14 protein-coding genes are annotated in these 17,193 nt (G+C 37.9%); 9 read left to right on the plus strand and 5 right to left on the minus strand.

What is annotated here, in order from left to right:
* A complete protein-coding gene (locus J1N10_RS16665; protein ID WP_262327868.1) occupies positions 1-2,184 on the minus strand; it encodes a B12-binding domain-containing radical SAM protein in 2,184 nt (727 codons plus the stop codon).
* 429 nt (positions 2,185-2,613) lie between these two features.
* On the opposite strand from J1N10_RS16665, the gene J1N10_RS16670 reads away from it, so the two are divergent.
* A complete protein-coding gene (locus J1N10_RS16670; RefSeq protein ID WP_316044943.1) occupies positions 2,614-4,848 on the plus strand; it encodes a TonB-dependent receptor plug domain-containing protein in 2,235 nt (744 codons plus the stop codon).
* Positions 4,849-4,924: 76 nt separating this feature from the next.
* Here the strand turns inward: J1N10_RS16670 and J1N10_RS16675 are convergent, their stop codons facing one another.
* A complete protein-coding gene (locus tag J1N10_RS16675; protein ID WP_262327869.1) occupies positions 4,925-6,022 on the minus strand; it encodes a phosphotransferase enzyme family protein in 1,098 nt (365 codons plus the stop codon).
* A gap of 143 nt (positions 6,023-6,165) precedes the next feature.
* On the minus strand, positions 6,166-7,281 hold the full coding sequence (locus J1N10_RS16680; protein WP_262327870.1) for an AI-2E family transporter: 1,116 nt from the start codon (positions 7,279-7,281) through the stop codon (positions 6,166-6,168).
* Between the two features lie 250 nt (positions 7,282-7,531).
* Between J1N10_RS16680 and J1N10_RS16685 the strand changes: the two genes are divergently transcribed.
* From J1N10_RS16685 to J1N10_RS16715, 7 genes are all read left to right on the plus strand, one after another.
* Positions 7,532-8,956: a hypothetical protein gene (locus J1N10_RS16685; RefSeq protein ID WP_262327871.1), complete on the plus strand. Its 1,425-nt coding sequence runs from the start codon at positions 7,532-7,534 to the stop codon at positions 8,954-8,956.
* Positions 8,956-9,939 carry an endonuclease/exonuclease/phosphatase family protein gene (locus J1N10_RS16690; protein ID WP_262327872.1) on the plus strand — a complete coding sequence of 328 codons (984 nt, stop codon included), beginning with the start codon at positions 8,956-8,958 and terminating at the stop codon, positions 9,937-9,939. Before J1N10_RS16685 ends, J1N10_RS16690 begins: the two co-directional genes overlap by 1 nt.
* Positions 9,940-10,038: 99 nt before the next feature.
* On the plus strand, positions 10,039-10,614 hold the full coding sequence (locus J1N10_RS16695) for an RNA polymerase sigma factor (RefSeq protein ID WP_262327873.1): 576 nt from the start codon (positions 10,039-10,041) through the stop codon (positions 10,612-10,614).
* A gap of 45 nt (positions 10,615-10,659) precedes the next feature.
* The gene (locus tag J1N10_RS16700; protein ID WP_262327874.1) at positions 10,660-11,007 is read left to right on the plus strand and encodes a hypothetical protein; all 348 of its coding nucleotides are present in this window, start codon (positions 10,660-10,662) and stop codon (positions 11,005-11,007) included.
* Between the two features lies 1 nt (position 11,008).
* Complete coding sequence (locus J1N10_RS16705; protein WP_262327875.1) at positions 11,009-11,515, plus strand: Spy/CpxP family protein refolding chaperone; 507 nt, start codon at positions 11,009-11,011, stop codon at positions 11,513-11,515.
* 101 nt (positions 11,516-11,616) lie between these two features.
* Complete coding sequence (locus J1N10_RS16710; RefSeq protein WP_262327876.1) at positions 11,617-12,537, plus strand: hypothetical protein; 921 nt, start codon at positions 11,617-11,619, stop codon at positions 12,535-12,537.
* A gap of 273 nt (positions 12,538-12,810) precedes the next feature.
* Positions 12,811-13,935, plus strand: a complete 1,125-nt coding sequence (locus tag J1N10_RS16715; RefSeq protein ID WP_262327877.1) for a PLP-dependent cysteine synthase family protein — start codon at positions 12,811-12,813, stop codon at positions 13,933-13,935.
* A gap of 69 nt (positions 13,936-14,004) precedes the next feature.
* Here J1N10_RS16715 and proC read toward each other — a convergent pair whose 3' ends face one another.
* Together proC and J1N10_RS16725 are read right to left on the minus strand one after the other, a co-directional pair.
* Complete coding sequence (gene proC, locus J1N10_RS16720; RefSeq protein ID WP_262327878.1) at positions 14,005-14,811, minus strand: pyrroline-5-carboxylate reductase; 807 nt, start codon at positions 14,809-14,811, stop codon at positions 14,005-14,007.
* A 113-nt stretch (positions 14,812-14,924) separates the two neighbouring features.
* Positions 14,925-15,713 (minus strand): EI24 domain-containing protein, encoded by a 789-nt coding sequence (locus J1N10_RS16725; protein ID WP_262327879.1) that lies wholly within the window; start codon positions 15,711-15,713, stop codon positions 14,925-14,927.
* A 97-nt stretch (positions 15,714-15,810) separates the two neighbouring features.
* Here J1N10_RS16725 and purB point away from each other — a divergent pair, with 97 nt between their 5' ends.
* Entirely contained in the window at positions 15,811-17,166 is a 1,356-nt protein-coding gene (gene purB / locus J1N10_RS16730; RefSeq protein WP_262327880.1) for an adenylosuccinate lyase, read from the plus strand.
* The last annotated feature ends 27 nt before the right edge of the window (positions 17,167-17,193 follow it).

Here is a 17,193-nt window from a genome sequence, read left to right on the forward strand (position 1 = left end):
TTAAACGATTACTAAGCCTGCTGCTTTCAACTGCGAAAAGGTATAACTGTTGATAAACTTATTAAAATTACCCAACTGATTAGCTTCATAATCCTGTTGAAACGATTTGAAATTGAGTGGCTCTTCACCTAACGAAGCTTTACTCAGGATGTTTTTTAACCAATATCCCAATGACCCTTTTGTTGTAAGCTGTACATGCGTTTTCGCTGAGAATAAAATTAGCTCAGTCATTTGCACTTCTTTTTTGCCTTTTCTTTTTGTGAATGGCTTTAGCAATGGCTCTTTGGCTAACCATATAACTCTGCTGTTTTCTTTGATGCGAATATCATCCGAAAGTTTACTCTCAATATAATCTGCCGGAAGAGTTGTTTTTGGCACTTTAAACTCAAACCATTCTGATAATGGCCAATCAAAACAAAGGCCATGCATATAGTTGTAAAGGGCTTTTTTTAAGCCTTCTCCAAACTGCTCATGAATAGCACCTGCTTTATCAATGAACTCCAAATCATTATTAGCAAAAGTCCCGTCTAAGCCATTTGTAATCGAAACGTTATAGGCATCAGGGTTGAGGCCAACCGGGCTGTGCGCCGTTAATGCAAACTGATGCCAAAAACCTGAGTTAACGATGCCTAACTCAAACAACTGACGCACTACCTCAAGCGAATCTATCGTTTCTTGTGCTGTTTGCGACGGAAAGCCATACATCAGATAGGCATGCACCATGATGCCAGCTTCTGTAAGGCTGGCTGTTACATTACTGACCTGCTCAATGCTGACTCCTTTCTTAATCAACTTTAATATTCTGTCCGATGCGACTTCCAACCCTCCCGCTACTGCAATACAACCGCTCTGTTTCAACAAAAGACATAAATCTGCAGTGAAGCTCTTTTCAAAACGAATATTCGTCCACCATACCACCTTTAAGTTGCGCTTTATAATCTCGATAGCCAACTCTTTTAATAAAGCCGGAGGTGCTGCTTCATCAACAAAATGAAAACCATGCTTTCCTGTTTGCTCTATCAGGGTTTCCATACGATCAACAATGATGCTGACCGAATTGGGTTCAAACCGCTTGATATAATCCAGGGAACCGTCACAAAAAGTACATCTTCCCCAGTAACAACCATGTGCAAGCGTCAGCTTAAGCCACTGCCCGTCAGACCAAAGACGAAACATGGGGTTAGCTGTTTCTAGCACCGAAATATACTTGTTCCAATCTAAATCAGAGTAGTCTGGAGTTCCAAGCTCTACCTGCGAAGCATCAGGTTCTTTTGCCCCGTCGATCAACTCTACTCCTTTGGCTGTACAAACAATAGTGCGCTTTAATTCTGATTGTTTACGTTTCCCTTCTATCTGTTCAAGCAGGCATGTTATCGGCATTTCCCCATCATCAAGGGTTATATAATCGCAGAATTGAAAAACACGTTCATCTTTTAAATCGCGCAATTCAGTATTTACAAACCCTCCTCCCAAAGAAATTTTAGCTTGAGGATGGTATTTCCTAATAAACTGACCAACTCTTAAAGCACCTAATAAATTACCCGGAAATGGAATTGATAACAAAACCAGCTCAGGCTGAAATTCTTGCATCAAACAGCGAAGTTCATCCACCAATATCTCTTCTATGAAACTCAGCGGTTCTTGCAGTCTTTCATACAGTTCATCGAAGCATGAGGCCGATCGCCCCAGGCGCTCTGCATATCGGCTAAAACCAAAATTAGAATCAACAACTTCGACAATAAAATCAGATAAATCTTCAAGAAATAACGTACAATAATGCTTGGCCTTATCTAGCAATCCCATTGTACCAAACGTATCAGCTTCATCTTGTAAATGATTGAAACGACTTGCTTCGGGCAAAACATTCCCTTGAGTGATATTTTGCGCGTCCAACACTGTTGGTTCGCGCAAAAACTCCATCACACGCTCAATACTGTTTACATATTCTTCTCTTAACCAATAAATACGATGCGCATTTTCACTTACTATGTTTCGTTCATCAACCTGACCAAATAAGCGACTCAATCCTTGATGACTAAACAATCGGTGAATAACATCAATACCTAAATCGGCTTGAAATGAATCAACCTTTAAAGTGTTTAGATAACCTTTTAAGTAGGCTGTTGCCGGATACGGTGTATTTAGTTGTGTAAACGGAGGTGTGATGAGTAAGACTTGTGCCATAAACGTTATTTAATCATGTAAAAATAAAGAAATAGACGAACTAACTCTATTTCCTTTTAATGACATCATAATTCTGTATAAAACAACCAAGTATACTTCCTGCACCACACACCATTAATTCTGGCTATATATAAATACCAATTTGTCTTTTTTATAATAATTTATTGAAACTTTTACACAACAGTGGCGTAGTAGTAGCTGGTTGTCCGGCAAAAGCAATCAAAATAAGGGGAATTTGAAAACAACATTCAGAAGAATTAAAAAGAAACAATTGATATTGTATTGGGATAGAACTGTCTGTATCAAACAGTCAATAATTAGTATTTCAAAAAGGTTATATCAACCTGCATTTAATTAAAACATTATTCAAAACTCTTTAGCCATTTATCGTGCTAAAGTGATTATTAATCTAACAAACTCATATTTATTATGAAATGTAGAATTGGGATTGCTATGCTTTTAGCATTAGCATTGGGTGTGACAAAAACTAATGCACAATCGATGGGTAACGACACCATTGATTACTTTAACATGTCGCTTGAAGATTTGATGAACATGGAAATTGTTGCTGTATCAAAAAAAGCCGAAAACAGCTTCGACGCGCCACTATCGTCTTCAATCATCACAAAAGAAGAAATTATTAATTCAGGAGCCACAACAATTGAAGAGGCCTTTCGCTTAGTGCCTGGATTTATTGTTCGGGAAGAAACAAATGGCAATTACGACATTCATATTCGTGGAAATGACAACATTCCTTCAGGTAACTTCACATTCTTTACCGAAAACTCCATGTCGCTTATTATGGTGGATGGACGTAAAGTATTTAACAACATGAATGGTGGTACTTTTTGGGAATCATTGCCCGTTAGTTTAACAGATGTCGAACGAATTGAGATTATCCGAGGAGCATCAACAGCTTTATACGGTCCAAATGCTGTTAATGGCGTTGTTAATATCATTACAAAAAAAGCGCAGGATAAGCCTTTTTCCATTGATGGAAACCTTATGACAGGAACCGCTTCATCAACCATTGGCGATTTTGCTATCAACAACTCATTTGCAGATAACAAGTTAAAAACACGGATTAGTGCCAACTTTGAAAAACGTGATCGACATACCGAGGATTACTATAATTGGGTGAATGGCAGCTATGTTCCATACACAGACCTGGTCTATTATATGGATGCAGATCCTACCAATCCGGCCGGCAATACAACATTAGGGGCCAATCATCCGACCTACGAAAATCCGGAGCTTGCCAAAGATAAGTATGGTGTGAATGCCTGGCTGTCGTATAAAGCCTCAAAGAAAGTTGATTTTAACCTTTCTGCAGGTCTGCAAAACTCAACGGCACAAACAGTGTTTATGGAAGGACTGACAACTCCTATTACATCTCGTGAATCAGAGTCCTATTACGTTAACACCATAAGTAATATCCATGGCATAAGCTTGCAATTTTCTGGTAATTTTGGCACACAAGATGTTTATAAAGGTAGCGGCATCAGTTCTAAGTATGATTATAATAACATCGACGCCATTTTAGAATATGACTGGACACTAGGTGACCTGACTTTACGTCCCGGAGTAAGCTATCAGCGCGTTGCTTACGATGATTCTGAATACCTGCCAACACCTGAAAGTAAGAGAGGGTTTATAAACGGTGAAGCTGTTCTTTCTAATTTTGCCTACTACCTGCGTGGTGATTATAAAGCCACTAAAAAGCTTCGATTAATTGCTGCACTGCGCATGGATCACTATAATAAGCCTAAAGATAATTATTTCACCTATCAGCTCATCGGGACTTATAAACCAAACGATAACAACTTATTACGAGCTTCATTCTCGAAAGCCAACAGAGGTCCGGTAATTGTTGATTTCTTCACCAACTATGAAGAAGGAAGTCCGACTAGTGGCCAATTTATACAATACCTTGGTAATGAGGATATGAATTTATCAACAAGTAATGTTATTGAATTGGGTTACAGAAGCCAGCTTTCAAAGCAACTTCAGATCGATATAGAAGGATTCTACTCTACCACCGACAACTTCTCTACTTTTGAGCCGACCATCGTAGGTTCTCCAACTGATGCCAACAATCCTCTTCCGTATTTGCATTTGGCCTATAATTATCAAAATGCAAGCGTTAAGGCTACACAAACTGGTTTAACAGCATCTGTTTTTTATGCACCATCAACTAAGTTGCAATTAAAGGCATTTGGTACAGTTCAAAAAACCGAATTGGAAGACCAATCAGTTAGAGAAGTGCCAATGATGATATTACCGGAAAGTGGAATTTTTGAAAATCCTCAATATAAATTAGTCGATCAAACACATAAACATACTCCAGGCTTCTTTGGTGGAATGACAGCTAATTACCGTCCTATTGAGAAGTTAAATGTTTTTGTTGGAATGAATTATTATTCAAAACAAACTTATACTCATGATTATGCCTTTTCTCAGTACCACTTTTTAACCGATCAGGGATCGGGTGTTGCTGAAGTAAAAGCAAACACAACTGTGAACGCTAAAGTTTCTTATAAAATATATAAGAATAGTTCAATCTTTGTCAATGCCAGAAACCTGTTCAACTCCAAAGAACGACAATTTGGTTTTGCCGATGAAATGGCAGGATTATACCTGGTTGGATTTAACGTAAGCTTATAAAATTACGTGGCAACACAACAAAAGCCGGATATTAAAAATATCCGGCTTTCGTATTTTAAGTTGTCTCTCGTATATATTAAGATGAATATTTCTGAACTAAAGACTCCATCTTTTCATACTGCTCCTCCATGCTTTGCAGCAACTTTATTTGTGCTCGTGTACGTACCAAATTATGATCGGGTGCAATAACCTTATAATAATTATCCCCATCAATGTAGTCATCAAGAAAACGAACAGCTTGTTCATAAGTCAGTAGCTTTGCACCAAAAGCCAATGTGTCTATTTCTGCAGGTGTCAGCACTTCTTTTGTTTCTTCTAAAAACCCTTTGATAAAACCTTCAAATAGATCGATGTTCATGCTCACATTGTCCAGGTTTCTGTCATCTTCCAAACCAGTATTAGCACCATTACGGATGGCATCGCCAATATCGTAACAAACATACCCTGGCATCACGGTATCCAAATCGATCACACAAAGTATATCATCCTTTTCGTCTAACAATACATTGTTGAATTTTGTATCCTGATGAACAATGCGTTCCTGTATCAGACCTTCGCGGCCCATTTGAACTATCTTCTTATATTCTTCCGAACGCTGCATTAAGAAGTCAACTTCCTCTTTAACCTCTTTTAATCGGCCTACAGGATCTTGCTTTACTCTCTCCTGGAAGTTAAGAATACGCATTTCAGTATTATGAAAATCGGGTAATACCGGATAAAGCGGTCCTCCAGGTAAATCAGCTAAACGGCTCTGAAATTGCCCAAAAGCCTTTCCACCAACATAGGCTTGATTAGCATTTGACAATTGATTGTAAGAACGGGCATTTTCAATAAACAAAAACATGCGCCAATAATTACCATCCTCATCTTTAAAAAATCCGTTACCATCGAAAGTATCAATAGGTGTCAATACCTGACGCTTTAAATCACTTCCTTCAATATTTTCTAATTTCAAACGTAAATGATCCGTAACGCGTTGAATATTCTTTGTTAACTCAGGTACATTTTTAAAAATGTGATGATTAATGATTTGAAGCAGGTAATTAGGTTGATCATTTTCACTTGTTTTTACTTTGTAAGTGGTATTAATTAAACCATCACCAAAAATCTTTGCTTCACTATAGGTGCCTTCAATTTTGAATTGACCAACAACCTGTTCGATATTAATTGCCATAGCTGATTATATTAAAAACTACAACAAAGTTATCATTTACTTTCTATTATCCTATATTTTATTTCTTTTTTTAATATACGACCTTATTTTTCCTTTCGACAAAAAATATACTTAACTCAATAGAAGTTTCTAAAAGTTCAAAATTAATCTTCAGAAGAGTCTTTTATTTCCTTCTCCACATCCTCGTGCAAAACAAATCGCTTGTAATAAGAAGCTAGTACAGATGTCAATGGCAGCGCTAATAACATACCTATTAAGCCCATTAAACTGCCCCAAATGGACAATGCTAAAAGCACAATGGCCGGATTCATCCCATACGCTTTACCCATAATACGAGGTACCAGAATCGTTTCCTGAATAACCTGAACAACTGCTAAAACAACCAATACTAACAATGCCACCTCCCAGAAGCTTTGATGCGATTCCATTGCTTTCAAAAGAGCTAACAATAAGGCCGGAATTAATCCAACAATCTGCAGGTAGGGAACAATGTTTAAAGCTCCAATAAACAAACCGAGTATAATGGCCATTGGTAAACCAATAATCTTAAATCCAATCGCCAAAAGAATGCCAACAATTAATGCGATTAATCCTTGTGAACGAAAATACAAGTCCATTGAATGTGCCAAATCATCCACTATTTCAGAAGATACCTGACGGTATCGGCCAGGAAGCAACCCAAGTAAAGACTTTCGTAAATTTTGGAAATCCATCAGGATGAAGATTGTATATAGCACAACAACCAAAATACCAACCAAACCCGCTACCACCCGCATCGAACCTGAAAAAAGATTCCAAAAACCAGGTAGTATTTTTTTAATGGTTTCGTAAATATTATCCACATTTAAATACGAAACCAAATTGGTTTCATGGATAAGGTCTTTTATAGTCATCTCCCAATTAAATGGTAAGACATCTTTAACATCGACTGATTGCATGTAAACTCTTACTAGCTGTACCATCTTATTCATCTCCTGAATAAATGCCGGAATCAAAAAGAACATAACTGCAGTTAAGCTAGTACCAACAACCAGAACAGTTAAGATAACAGACAATCCCCGATGCCTGATTCGAATTTTGTTTTGAACAAAATTCACCATTGGATCCAATAAGTAGGCAATAAAGATGGCAATTATAAAAGGACCTAAAACATTTTTAAGCAAGTTAACCACATATAGAATGGCCCCAAAAGCAAGAGCTGTTAAAATCATGCGTACCACACGATCAAATGTATATGGGCGAGGTTGTGACTGTTGCATATTTTCTAATTTTGCGACCAAAATAATAAAATACTAAGCAAAACCACATTTGAAGAAAATAAATAGTTCATCGCTACGTTAGTGTATAAGAGCAAAACCTCAATATTTAGTTAATTTTTGTGAATTTTATTTGCTCAAATGTAAAAATATGTATTGTTTTTTGACGTAGCTTTTGTTACTTTGCATATAATAACCATAACTCTATCAGCCACTAAAAAACTTAGCCGATAGTAAAGACCAAAGGTAGCGCATGAATAGAATTGACCGCTATATATTACTAATATTCTGCACACTAGCATTTATAGCTTGTGAGCGTGAGTTTGTATACCGAGGTGGCGAAGAAGGTCTAAGCTTCTCCACCGACACCATCATGTTTGACACTATTTTCACTTCTATTGGATCGACCACAAAGAATTTCAGAGTTTACAACCCCTATAGCGAAGATATGTCTATCGAGTCCATTGAATTGGCAGGTGGTGAAGAAAGTGGTTTTCGCCTGAATATTAATGGGTATCCGGACAGCTATGCTGAAGAAATTCGAATCAGAGCAAAAGATAGCCTCTACATTTTTGTTGAAGTCACCATTGACCCGGTGGGCAGCAACACGCCTTTTGTAGTTACTGATTCTATTTATTTTAGAACTAAAAGCAAACTACAAACAGTACAATTAGTGGCTTATGGCCAGGACGTTGTTTTGATGAAAAAGGAGTGGTTAAAAACACAAACGCTCTCCAATGAAAAACCATATTTAATTTACGACTATTTGGTTGTTGATTCAGCAGAAACAGTAACCATAGATCCTGGTGCTAAATTATATTTTTACAAAGACGCAAGCATGCTTGTACTCGGCACTCTTAATGTTAATGGAACAAATGAAGAGCCAGTAATTTTTGCAGGTCATCGCCAAGAAGAATGGTATGAGGATAAACCCGGGCAATGGGGATATATCCACCTTCTGCCAGGATCAGGTGCATCAACGTTCAACAACTGTATTATTAAAAATGGCATGATGGGGATTTTGGCCGATTCAGTCGGTCTTAATAATGCACCAATATCAATAAACAATACAAAAATTGAGCACATAAGTACCTTTGGATTATTAGCGCAAACGTCATCGTTAAAAGTCTCAAACAGTGTATTTGGCAATTGCGGAAATAGTTCTGCGGCATTAACTGTAGGAGGAACATACGAATTTAACCAGTGTACATTTGCTAATTATTTTGATTGGACATTCAGAAGTAATCCTGCTGTTTTTCTCAACAATTATTATGTAGATGCCAATGACAATGAACAGATTGTACCTTTGAAAGAAGCTACTTTTAACAATTGCATCATATACGGAAACAATTACTCAGAATTAGGCTTTGACCTAAAATACAGCAATAAAGAAGCACCCGAACTGGATGCTCGTTACTTATTTAATCATGCTATAATAAAATTAGCTGACGACTTTGACCTATCTGACGAAAGTAAGTTTATTAATATTCTACAAAATGAAGACCCATCATTTATGAATATTAGCGAATATAATTATCAACTTGACACCCTATCCACCGCTAAAGATGTAGGCAACTTTAAGCTGGCAGAACCCTTCCCTCTTGATATTCTTGGCACTAATCGTTTACAAGACGATGGCCCTGACTTGGGTGCCTACGAGCGCTATGAAAAACAATAATGCCACGACTGCTTTACATTACACTACTTCTAATTGTATTTACTGGCGAATCTCTGGCGCAAGCGGATTATGCCATCATGTTTTACAATGTTGAAAACCTATTCGATTGCGAGGATGACAGTTTGAAATTCGATGAAGAATTTTTACCAAATGGTAACAAACACTGGTCAAACTATCGTTTATACAACAAAATAAAAGGCATCAGTAAAACCATTTTAGCCGCAAACCAATGGAATAGCCCAGCCATTATCGGGCTTTGTGAAATTGAGAATGAAAACACACTAAAGAAATTGATTTACAGCACTGGTTTATCCAACTTAGGCTACAGATATATCCACTACGAATCTATGGATAAAAGGGGTATTGATGTCGCTTTATTATACAAAAAAGGCATCTTTAACTTGTTAAGCTCTGCTCCTATCCCTCAATCTGATTCAACCAATCATTTTTATACACGTGATGCACTTTATGTCAAGGGAGTTATTGCTACAGATACATTACATATCGTTGTTAACCATTGGCCGTCGAAACGAGGCGGTGAGCTGGCATCAGAAATTAAACGAGAAAGAGTCGCACAAGCGGTTACCATCAAAATTGACTCAATTAGAAGCAAAGAAAAGGCGCCAAAACTGGTTGTACTGGGAGATTTCAATGCCGAACTCAACGCTCCTTCAATTAAATACTTGCTAGCACACTCCAACCTTGACACTAAGCTTAAGTTGAGCAGTATTAGAACCGATGCAATTCAAGGTTCTCACAAATACCTGGGACATTGGTCATTGATAGATCACCTATTCTTGTCGGCTGACTGGCTGAGTAACCCCGCCTATTCTTTTGACCATAAAATAGTCAATCTCCCAAATTTACTGGAAGATGATAAAACTTACAGTGGATTGAAACCTCGCAGAACCTATGCTGGACCACGATACATTGGTGGCGTCAGTGACCACTTACCAGTTATTGTCAATATTAAGAAAAAATAAAGAAGACGAAATCAATACTTTCTGTAGTTTTATTTTTTTCTATTGCACTTTAGCAGGAATATGTTCTACTTGCCGTCAATAGTATGAAGACTGAATTTAATGACTGACGAAAAACTACTTTTAAATAGGGTTGTGGATGGTGATACCGATGCCTTTCGAAAACTGGTTGAATTAAACCATAAGAAAGTCATACACATTTGTCTGTCATATACAGGAAACGCAACAGATGCTGAGGACATTGCCCAAGAGGTTTTTATCGAAATGTATCGTTCAATTAAAAACTTCAGAAATGAATCCAGCATTTCAACTTGGCTATATCGTTTAGCGGTTAATAAATCGTTGGATTTCATCAGACAAAACAAACGCCTAAAACGAGGCAGTGGAAAAGTTAGCTCGATGGACAAGGCGGATATTGAGAAACTGAACATTACCAATAAACAGCTGGCTAGCGATACAATTGAAGAAGAAGAACGAAAAAAGATGCTTTACATGGCTATTGACCAACTTCCGGACAGACAGAAAGAAGCGCTGCTGTTATCGCAAATAAAAGAACTGAAACAGCAAGAAGTTGCAGACATTATGGATACTAGCATTTCTTCGGTTGAATCATTGCTGGTAAGAGGCAAACGTAAATTGAAAGAATTATTGATTAAGCACAAAGAAGAAATTTTTTAACGCAGGAATAATATTTTTTTATCGTCATATAAGTGAGTGTTAGTTATGAAAGACAATGAAAAACATATAATTGATGTTGACCAGATACTTCGCCAGGTATCAGTTAACGATTACGAACCATCACCAGGCTTTGTAAATGACCTTATGTCGAGGATTGAAAACCTTGATGAAGTTAAAAAGCCCAATAGGTTTCTAAGAATAGGATTTCAGCTAGCAGCTGCATGTGCTATTCTGGTATTTATTACCAATGCATTTATTATTCTATCATCACTCGGATTTAATAATTCAGAAACCAGTGACTGGGCGTCGGTATATGAAACAAAGAGCACTGCCAACTGGTTTGATTACGATAACGACGACACATTTTTAGCCAATAACCAAACAAATAAATAATATGAAACGCCCTTGTAAAATATGCTGGATTATTCTATCCCTGTTCCTACTTGGTAATATTGTATTATTAGGCTTTTGGTGGATGGATGAGGACAGTGCTGAAAAGAAAAAAGAATTAAGCAAAGAAGAACGCCATAAAGGAATGCGTCAACACTTTATCAAAAGTGCAGGCATAGATGAAGAGCAATTTGAAGACATGTTTGCTCTTTGGAAAAAGCACGCCAAGTATATGAATTCCCTCCAGGAAAACACAGATAGTTTAAGACAAATACTGAAAAACGAAACCTTTAGTAATAATCCTGACAGTATAAGAGTTAAGGAATTATTTACAGAAATAGCTAATACCCAATTACAGATTGAGGAAGCCAATTTCTACCATTATAGAAAAATAAGACGTATTTGCGAAACAGACGAACAACGAGAACTATTAGATAAAATGTTTCGCTCAAAGATAGTGGACAGACATCAGCAAAGGCGATATAGAGGTCACCGAAACAGACGCAATTAAATCAATATTATAAATCTGATATAGTTTCACTTAGCATATGCGCGCTTGCTAAGAATGGGAATGTTATATCCAATTACAAAACAACAATTAATAATAAGACCATGAAAAATAGATATGTATTTACAGCAGTTGTAATGTTAATTTCATTTTCATTTACAACCATCTCGGCTCAAAGAATGCAAAAGAGGGCTATTAACAATCAGTCCCAAGAATGCCGAATTAATAACTTAACAGATGAACAACAGGAAAACCTGAAAAAGGAAAGGGTAAAATTCCAAACAGAAATTCAAGCGGAGAAAAACCAACTTGGTGAGCTTTTAGCTAAAAAACGCACAATTGAAACAACAGAGCCAATTAGCCAGAAAAACCTTGACAAAATACTAACTGATATTAATACAGTAAAAACGAGTATGGCAAAAAAGCGTGCTCTTCATCAACAAACTATTAAATCATATTTGACAGATGAGCAAGTACTCGCATATAATCAATTTGGTAATAGACAAGGCATGGGTAGGCAACAAGGCCAAGGCCGCAATCGACAATTCGACTGTCAGGCGAATGGCGCCCCGCAAATGAAGGGAAGAAAGGCTGGTCGTCAAGGTTCTGGACAGGGTAACTATAGTGGCAGAGGCCAAGGCAACGGAAAAGGCAATAGAAACCAGCACAACCTCCAAGGACAAGGTGGACGCGGACAAGGCTATGGCAGAAATAGCGAGTGTATTCTATCCGATGAGTTACAGCAAGAACTTCAAACAGCTCGTCTGGAGCTAATGACACAGCAACAGCCTCTTAACAATCAATTAAACGAACTGAGAGCTCAGTATCGAACATTAACAAGCGGCAAATCTGTCGACATGAAGAAGGTAGACAAAAACCTTGAACAACAAGCAAATATCAAGCTTCAGATAGCTAAAAACCAGAGCAAACACAAGTTGGCTGTTCGAAGCAAATTAACGGACGAACAGAAAGTATGGTTCGATCAAAAACAAATGGGCAGAATGCATAGAGGACGAATGAACTAAATTAATTTCATATCATTTAAAAGCTCAATTGAATTTATTTCAGTTGAGCTTTTTTATTGCTTCAAGTTAAGATGAAATTTTTCTGGCTAAATTTTTAAGTAAGATAAAAGTTGCTAACTGGTACATATTTACCTATATACTCCATCGCAACTTTAAAAATCATTAGGGGAAATAAGATTTTTGCACCTTAGATGTCACCCCAACCTCCTGTTTAAGTGTCTTAAGGTAAAGTTACAAATTATAAGCTAAATCCTTTATTAGACCATTAACAACATGAGTGAAAAACAATTCAAAAGAATCCAGGGGTTATCAACTTTAATTGGGAATACGCCACTATTGGCCATCGAGTTTGAGTATAAAGGTATTCGAAGAAAAATATACGCTAAGGCAGAGTTTTTAAATCTGACCGGAAGCATCAAAGACCGTATGGCCTATCACATCCTATGTAAAGCCTATGAAGAGGGACAGCTTAAAGCGGGTGATAGGATCATAGAAGCAACCAGTGGTAATACCGGCATCGCTTTTTCGGGCGTTGGAAGAGCATTGGGCCATCCTGTAACGATATTTATGCCCAACTGGATGAGCCAGGAGCGCAAAAACCTGATTAAAAGCTTTGGTGCCAATATCCGTTTAGTAACACCAGAGGAAGGCGGCTTTTTAGGTAGTATCAACATGGCCAACCAATTGGCCGAAGAGAATGAAAATACCTTTTTACCTCGCCAGTTTTCGAATTACGATAACTGTGAAGCACATTATACCACCACTGGCCCTGAGTTATACTGGCAATTAAAGTTTCGCTCGCTTGAGCCCGATGCCTTTGTTGCAGGTGTAGGAACAGGCGGAACTGTAATGGGCGTTGGAAAATATCTGCGTGAAAAAATTGAAGGTGTTAAAATTCATCCGCTTGAACCTTCCAATTCTCCAACAATGACAACGGGCTATAAAGTTGGAAAACATCGAATTCAGGGCATTTCAGATGAGTTTATTCCTTCCATTGTGAAATTAGATGAACTGAATGAGATTGTCAGTGTAGATGATGGCGATGCAATTATTATGGCACAAAAATTAAGTGCCGAACTTGGTTTGGGTGTCGGCATCTCAAGTGGCGCCAACTTTTTAGGAGCGCTTAAAGTTCAGGAAGAACTGGGTCCGGATGCCGTAGTTGTTACAGTATTTGCCGATGATAATAAAAAATACCTGAGCACCGACCTCATGAATGAAGAACCTGTTAAAGGCGATTTCTTATCAACCGGCGTTGAGCTTCATAGTTATGCAGCCTACAAACGCGTATGCCATACCTGCTGTGACCCGAAAGATTGCATGGAGTCGTGTTATGAAGGCAGTGAAAACGAGGTAAAACTTCCGGCGTGTCCAAGAAGAGAAACAGTTAGTAATTAGTCTATAATAGTTTGGTAAAGTTTTGGTTTGATAAGCCACCTCAATAAACGAATTGAGGTGGCTTATTTTTTATGATTCTGTTTCCAGAATTTTGTTATAACCAGCCACTACTCCCTGAATCAGAGAAGAGCTAAACCCTTCGTACTCCATCTTATTTAAAGACTTAATAGTCACTCCTAGTGGTGTTGTTACCTTATCAATTTCAGGCTCAGGGTGCGAGTTATTCTCAATAATCAACTTCGAGGCGCCTTTCATTATCTGAGCCGCAATTTCCTGCGATAGCTTCGAAGAAAAACCAATCTCGATACCACCTTGCGATGCTGCACGTAGGAAACGTAAAGCAAAGGCAATACCACATGAAGCCAAAACAGTAGCAGCAGGCATCTGAGCTTCTGGAATAACCATGGTGGAACCCAACTGGTCAAAAATATTCACGACCTCTTCCTTGAATTTCAGACCATTTTCATTAAACGACAGTGCTGTCATCGACTCCTGAATGGCAATAGCGGTATTAGGCATGGCGCGAATTATCGGCATATCGCCCAAAAAGGCTTCTAAATCATCGATCTTAATGCCTGAAATAACAGAGATTACCACATGATTACTCCCTATTAAAGTATCCTTAACCTGCGCCAACAATGCGCGTGCTGCAGTTGGTTTAACGGCAATAATGACAATTTCAGCTCCATTAATGGCGCTAATATTATCAGTTGTAATATTAAAACCATCCTCATCCTTAAGATGTTGAATGAGTTCAAGCTCGAGATTTGTTATGGTGATTTGTTCGGCTTTCATTAAGCCACTTTTAACAATGCCTTTGGCAATTGACGAACCGAGGTTACCACCGCCAAGAATAGCAATATTTTTAGATGTCATCCTGTATTAAGTTGTGTTTGATAAATAAAATTTACAGCACAAAGCTAGACAGGATTAATGACATTAAAATCACCCCTAATAGTGAATTATATCATTGATAGAACCTATTTTTGTCAGGCAATTGCTTTATTATTTTCTATCACTTCGTAGGCAGCCAAGGTAGCGGCCACAACAGACACAATTGAAATAAAACCTGCCAACATCACGCCTACATATGGAATTAGCAGCACCAGAGAAAAGACAAAACCATTCCCAATGGCCAAACCTTTGTTGCTTCGCATAAAGCGAATACTATAATCTATCTTAAAGCGACGCCGCTCAAATGTATAATCCAAAAAAGAAAAACCATAAAAGTAGGCCGACACTAAAAACAATACTATCGGTGTAAGATAACCGATTATTGGTATAAAACTCAGAATAAATAACAATGCTGTAAAAAAGAGCTCAACAGAAAGGTTGCGAATAGCTAATAAAACACCACGCAAAATGTCGCGCATAAACTGAGAAAAGCTAAAAGGGAGCGTCTTTCCAGAAATAATTTCTTCCGTTTTCTCCGATAAGAAAGCAAAAACTGGCGACAACATAATGAGAATGACATAACCACCTATGTAGGCATAGATAATAAAGAATAGTAGTCGTAAAACAATCCAGATAAAACCCTTAATTATCGCCACCAGAAAACCTGAACCCCAGAAATCCCAGTCCTCAATATTTATCCACTCGTTTAATGATGTGATGGCTCCATCGCTTAAGGAAGATACTGACCAAAAACCAGCAGCAAAAAGTATAATATTAAACAGTACCGGAAAGATAAAATACCATCCCAGCTTATTTCGAAACATAAATGCGGTTGCCTTTGAATACGTTTTTAAACCCAACTGAAAACCTTGACGATAATTCATAGTAATTGTCTCTCTTTTTGAAATCACACGAGGCCAAAACTAAGCTTTTCGAGTAAAATTTACTACTTTTGTGCTGCCAAAAAATCAAATAGAAAAAATGATGGATATTCAATTATTGACTGCCATATCGCCGGTTGACGGACGATACAGAAACAAAGTAGATGGATTAGCACTTTACTTTTCAGAGTACGCCTTAATTCGCTACCGTGTACTTGTTGAAATAGAGTACTTTATTGCACTTTGCGAGCAGCCATTACCTCAGTTGGCCGACTTTGATAAAGCGCTTTACGAAGATTTGCGTAAAGTTTATAAAAACTTTGAGTTAGAAGATGCTGACCGCATCAAGGAAATAGAGTCGGTAACCAACCACGATGTGAAAGCTGTTGAATATTTCATCAAAGAAAAATTTGATGCGCTTAAGCTGGATAAATATAAAGAATTTATCCACTTCGGATTAACATCTCAGGATATTAACAACACTGCTGTTCCTTACTCTTTGCGCGATGCAGTGCACGATATCTACTATCCATTATTGGAAGAATTGATTCAAACATTGGATGAATTGGCGACTGAATGGAAAGATATTCCTATGTTGGCTAAAACACACGGACAACCAGCCTCTCCTACCCGATTGGGCAAAGAGATGAAGGTATATGTTGAGCGCTTGAACAAGCAACTGGCACTATTAAAAGGCATTCCTTGTTCTGCTAAATTTGGTGGTGCTACCGGTAACTTTAATGCCCACAACGCTGCTTATCCACAAATTGACTGGGTTGAGTTTGGAAACAACTTTGTGAACAACACCCTGAAGCTTGACCGCGAGCAGGTAACTACACAAATCTCAAACTACGATAACATGGCTGCCAGCTTTGATAATTTCAAGCGCATCAATGTTATCTTGTTGGATTTATCGCGCGACTTTTGGACCTACATCATGATGGAGTACTTTAAGCAGAAGATTAAAAAGGGTGAAGTTGGTTCAAGTGCGATGCCTCACAAGGTGAACCCAATCGACTTTGAAAATGCTGAAGGCAACTTAGGTATTGCGAACGCTATCTTTTCACACTTAGCTGAGAAGTTACCTGTTTCACGCCTGCAGCGCGACTTAACAGACTCGACTGTATTGCGTAACATTGGTGTACCTATTGCACACTCGGTTATTTCTATTCGTTCATTAGCCAAAGGTTTAGGTAAATTGTTATTGAACGAAAATGCTATTAAACGCGATTTGGAAGCTAACTGGGCAGTAGTTGCTGAGGGTATTCAAACCATTCTTCGCCGCGAAGGGTATCCAAACCCATACGAAGCGCTAAAAGAATTAACACGTACCAACGAAGAGATTAACGCCAAAACAATGGCCGCTTTTATTGAAACCTTAAATGTTTCGGAAGAGGTTAAAGAAGAAATGAGGGCCTTAACACCTCACTCATATACTGGCATTTTTAAGATATAATAACACACAAAGCACTTGTGATTCGGG

It is taken from the genome of Carboxylicivirga litoralis (genome assembly GCF_025499605.1).
Classification (GTDB): domain Bacteria; phylum Bacteroidota; class Bacteroidia; order Bacteroidales; family Marinilabiliaceae; genus Carboxylicivirga; species Carboxylicivirga litoralis.

Coding starts and splice junctions, on each gene's coding strand:
- J1N10_RS16690 (WP_262327872.1), top strand. CDS start 8,956: ATGCCACGACTGCTTTACATTACACTACTTCTAATTGTATTTACTGGC.
- J1N10_RS16695 (WP_262327873.1), top strand. CDS start 10,039: ATGACTGACGAAAAACTACTTTTAAATAGGGTTGTGGATGGTGATACC.
- J1N10_RS16705 (WP_262327875.1), top strand. CDS start 11,009: ATGAAACGCCCTTGTAAAATATGCTGGATTATTCTATCCCTGTTCCTA.
- J1N10_RS16725 (WP_262327879.1), bottom strand. CDS start 15,713: ATGAATTATCGTCAAGGTTTTCAGTTGGGTTTAAAAACGTATTCAAAG.
- purB (WP_262327880.1), top strand. CDS start 15,811: ATGATGGATATTCAATTATTGACTGCCATATCGCCGGTTGACGGACGA.
- J1N10_RS16675 (WP_262327869.1), bottom strand. CDS start 6,022: ATGGCAATTAATATCGAACAGGTTGTTGGTCAATTCAAAATTGAAGGC.
- J1N10_RS16710 (WP_262327876.1), top strand. CDS start 11,617: ATGAAAAATAGATATGTATTTACAGCAGTTGTAATGTTAATTTCATTT.
- proC (WP_262327878.1), bottom strand. CDS start 14,811: ATGACATCTAAAAATATTGCTATTCTTGGCGGTGGTAACCTCGGTTCG.
- J1N10_RS16700 (WP_262327874.1), top strand. CDS start 10,660: ATGAAAGACAATGAAAAACATATAATTGATGTTGACCAGATACTTCGC.
- J1N10_RS16715 (WP_262327877.1), top strand. CDS start 12,811: ATGAGTGAAAAACAATTCAAAAGAATCCAGGGGTTATCAACTTTAATT.
- J1N10_RS16670 (WP_316044943.1), top strand. CDS start 2,614: ATGAAATGTAGAATTGGGATTGCTATGCTTTTAGCATTAGCATTGGGT.
- J1N10_RS16665 (WP_262327868.1), bottom strand. CDS start 2,184: ATGGCACAAGTCTTACTCATCACACCTCCGTTTACACAACTAAATACA.
- J1N10_RS16685 (WP_262327871.1), top strand. CDS start 7,532: ATGAATAGAATTGACCGCTATATATTACTAATATTCTGCACACTAGCA.
- J1N10_RS16680 (WP_262327870.1), bottom strand. CDS start 7,281: ATGCAACAGTCACAACCTCGCCCATATACATTTGATCGTGTGGTACGC.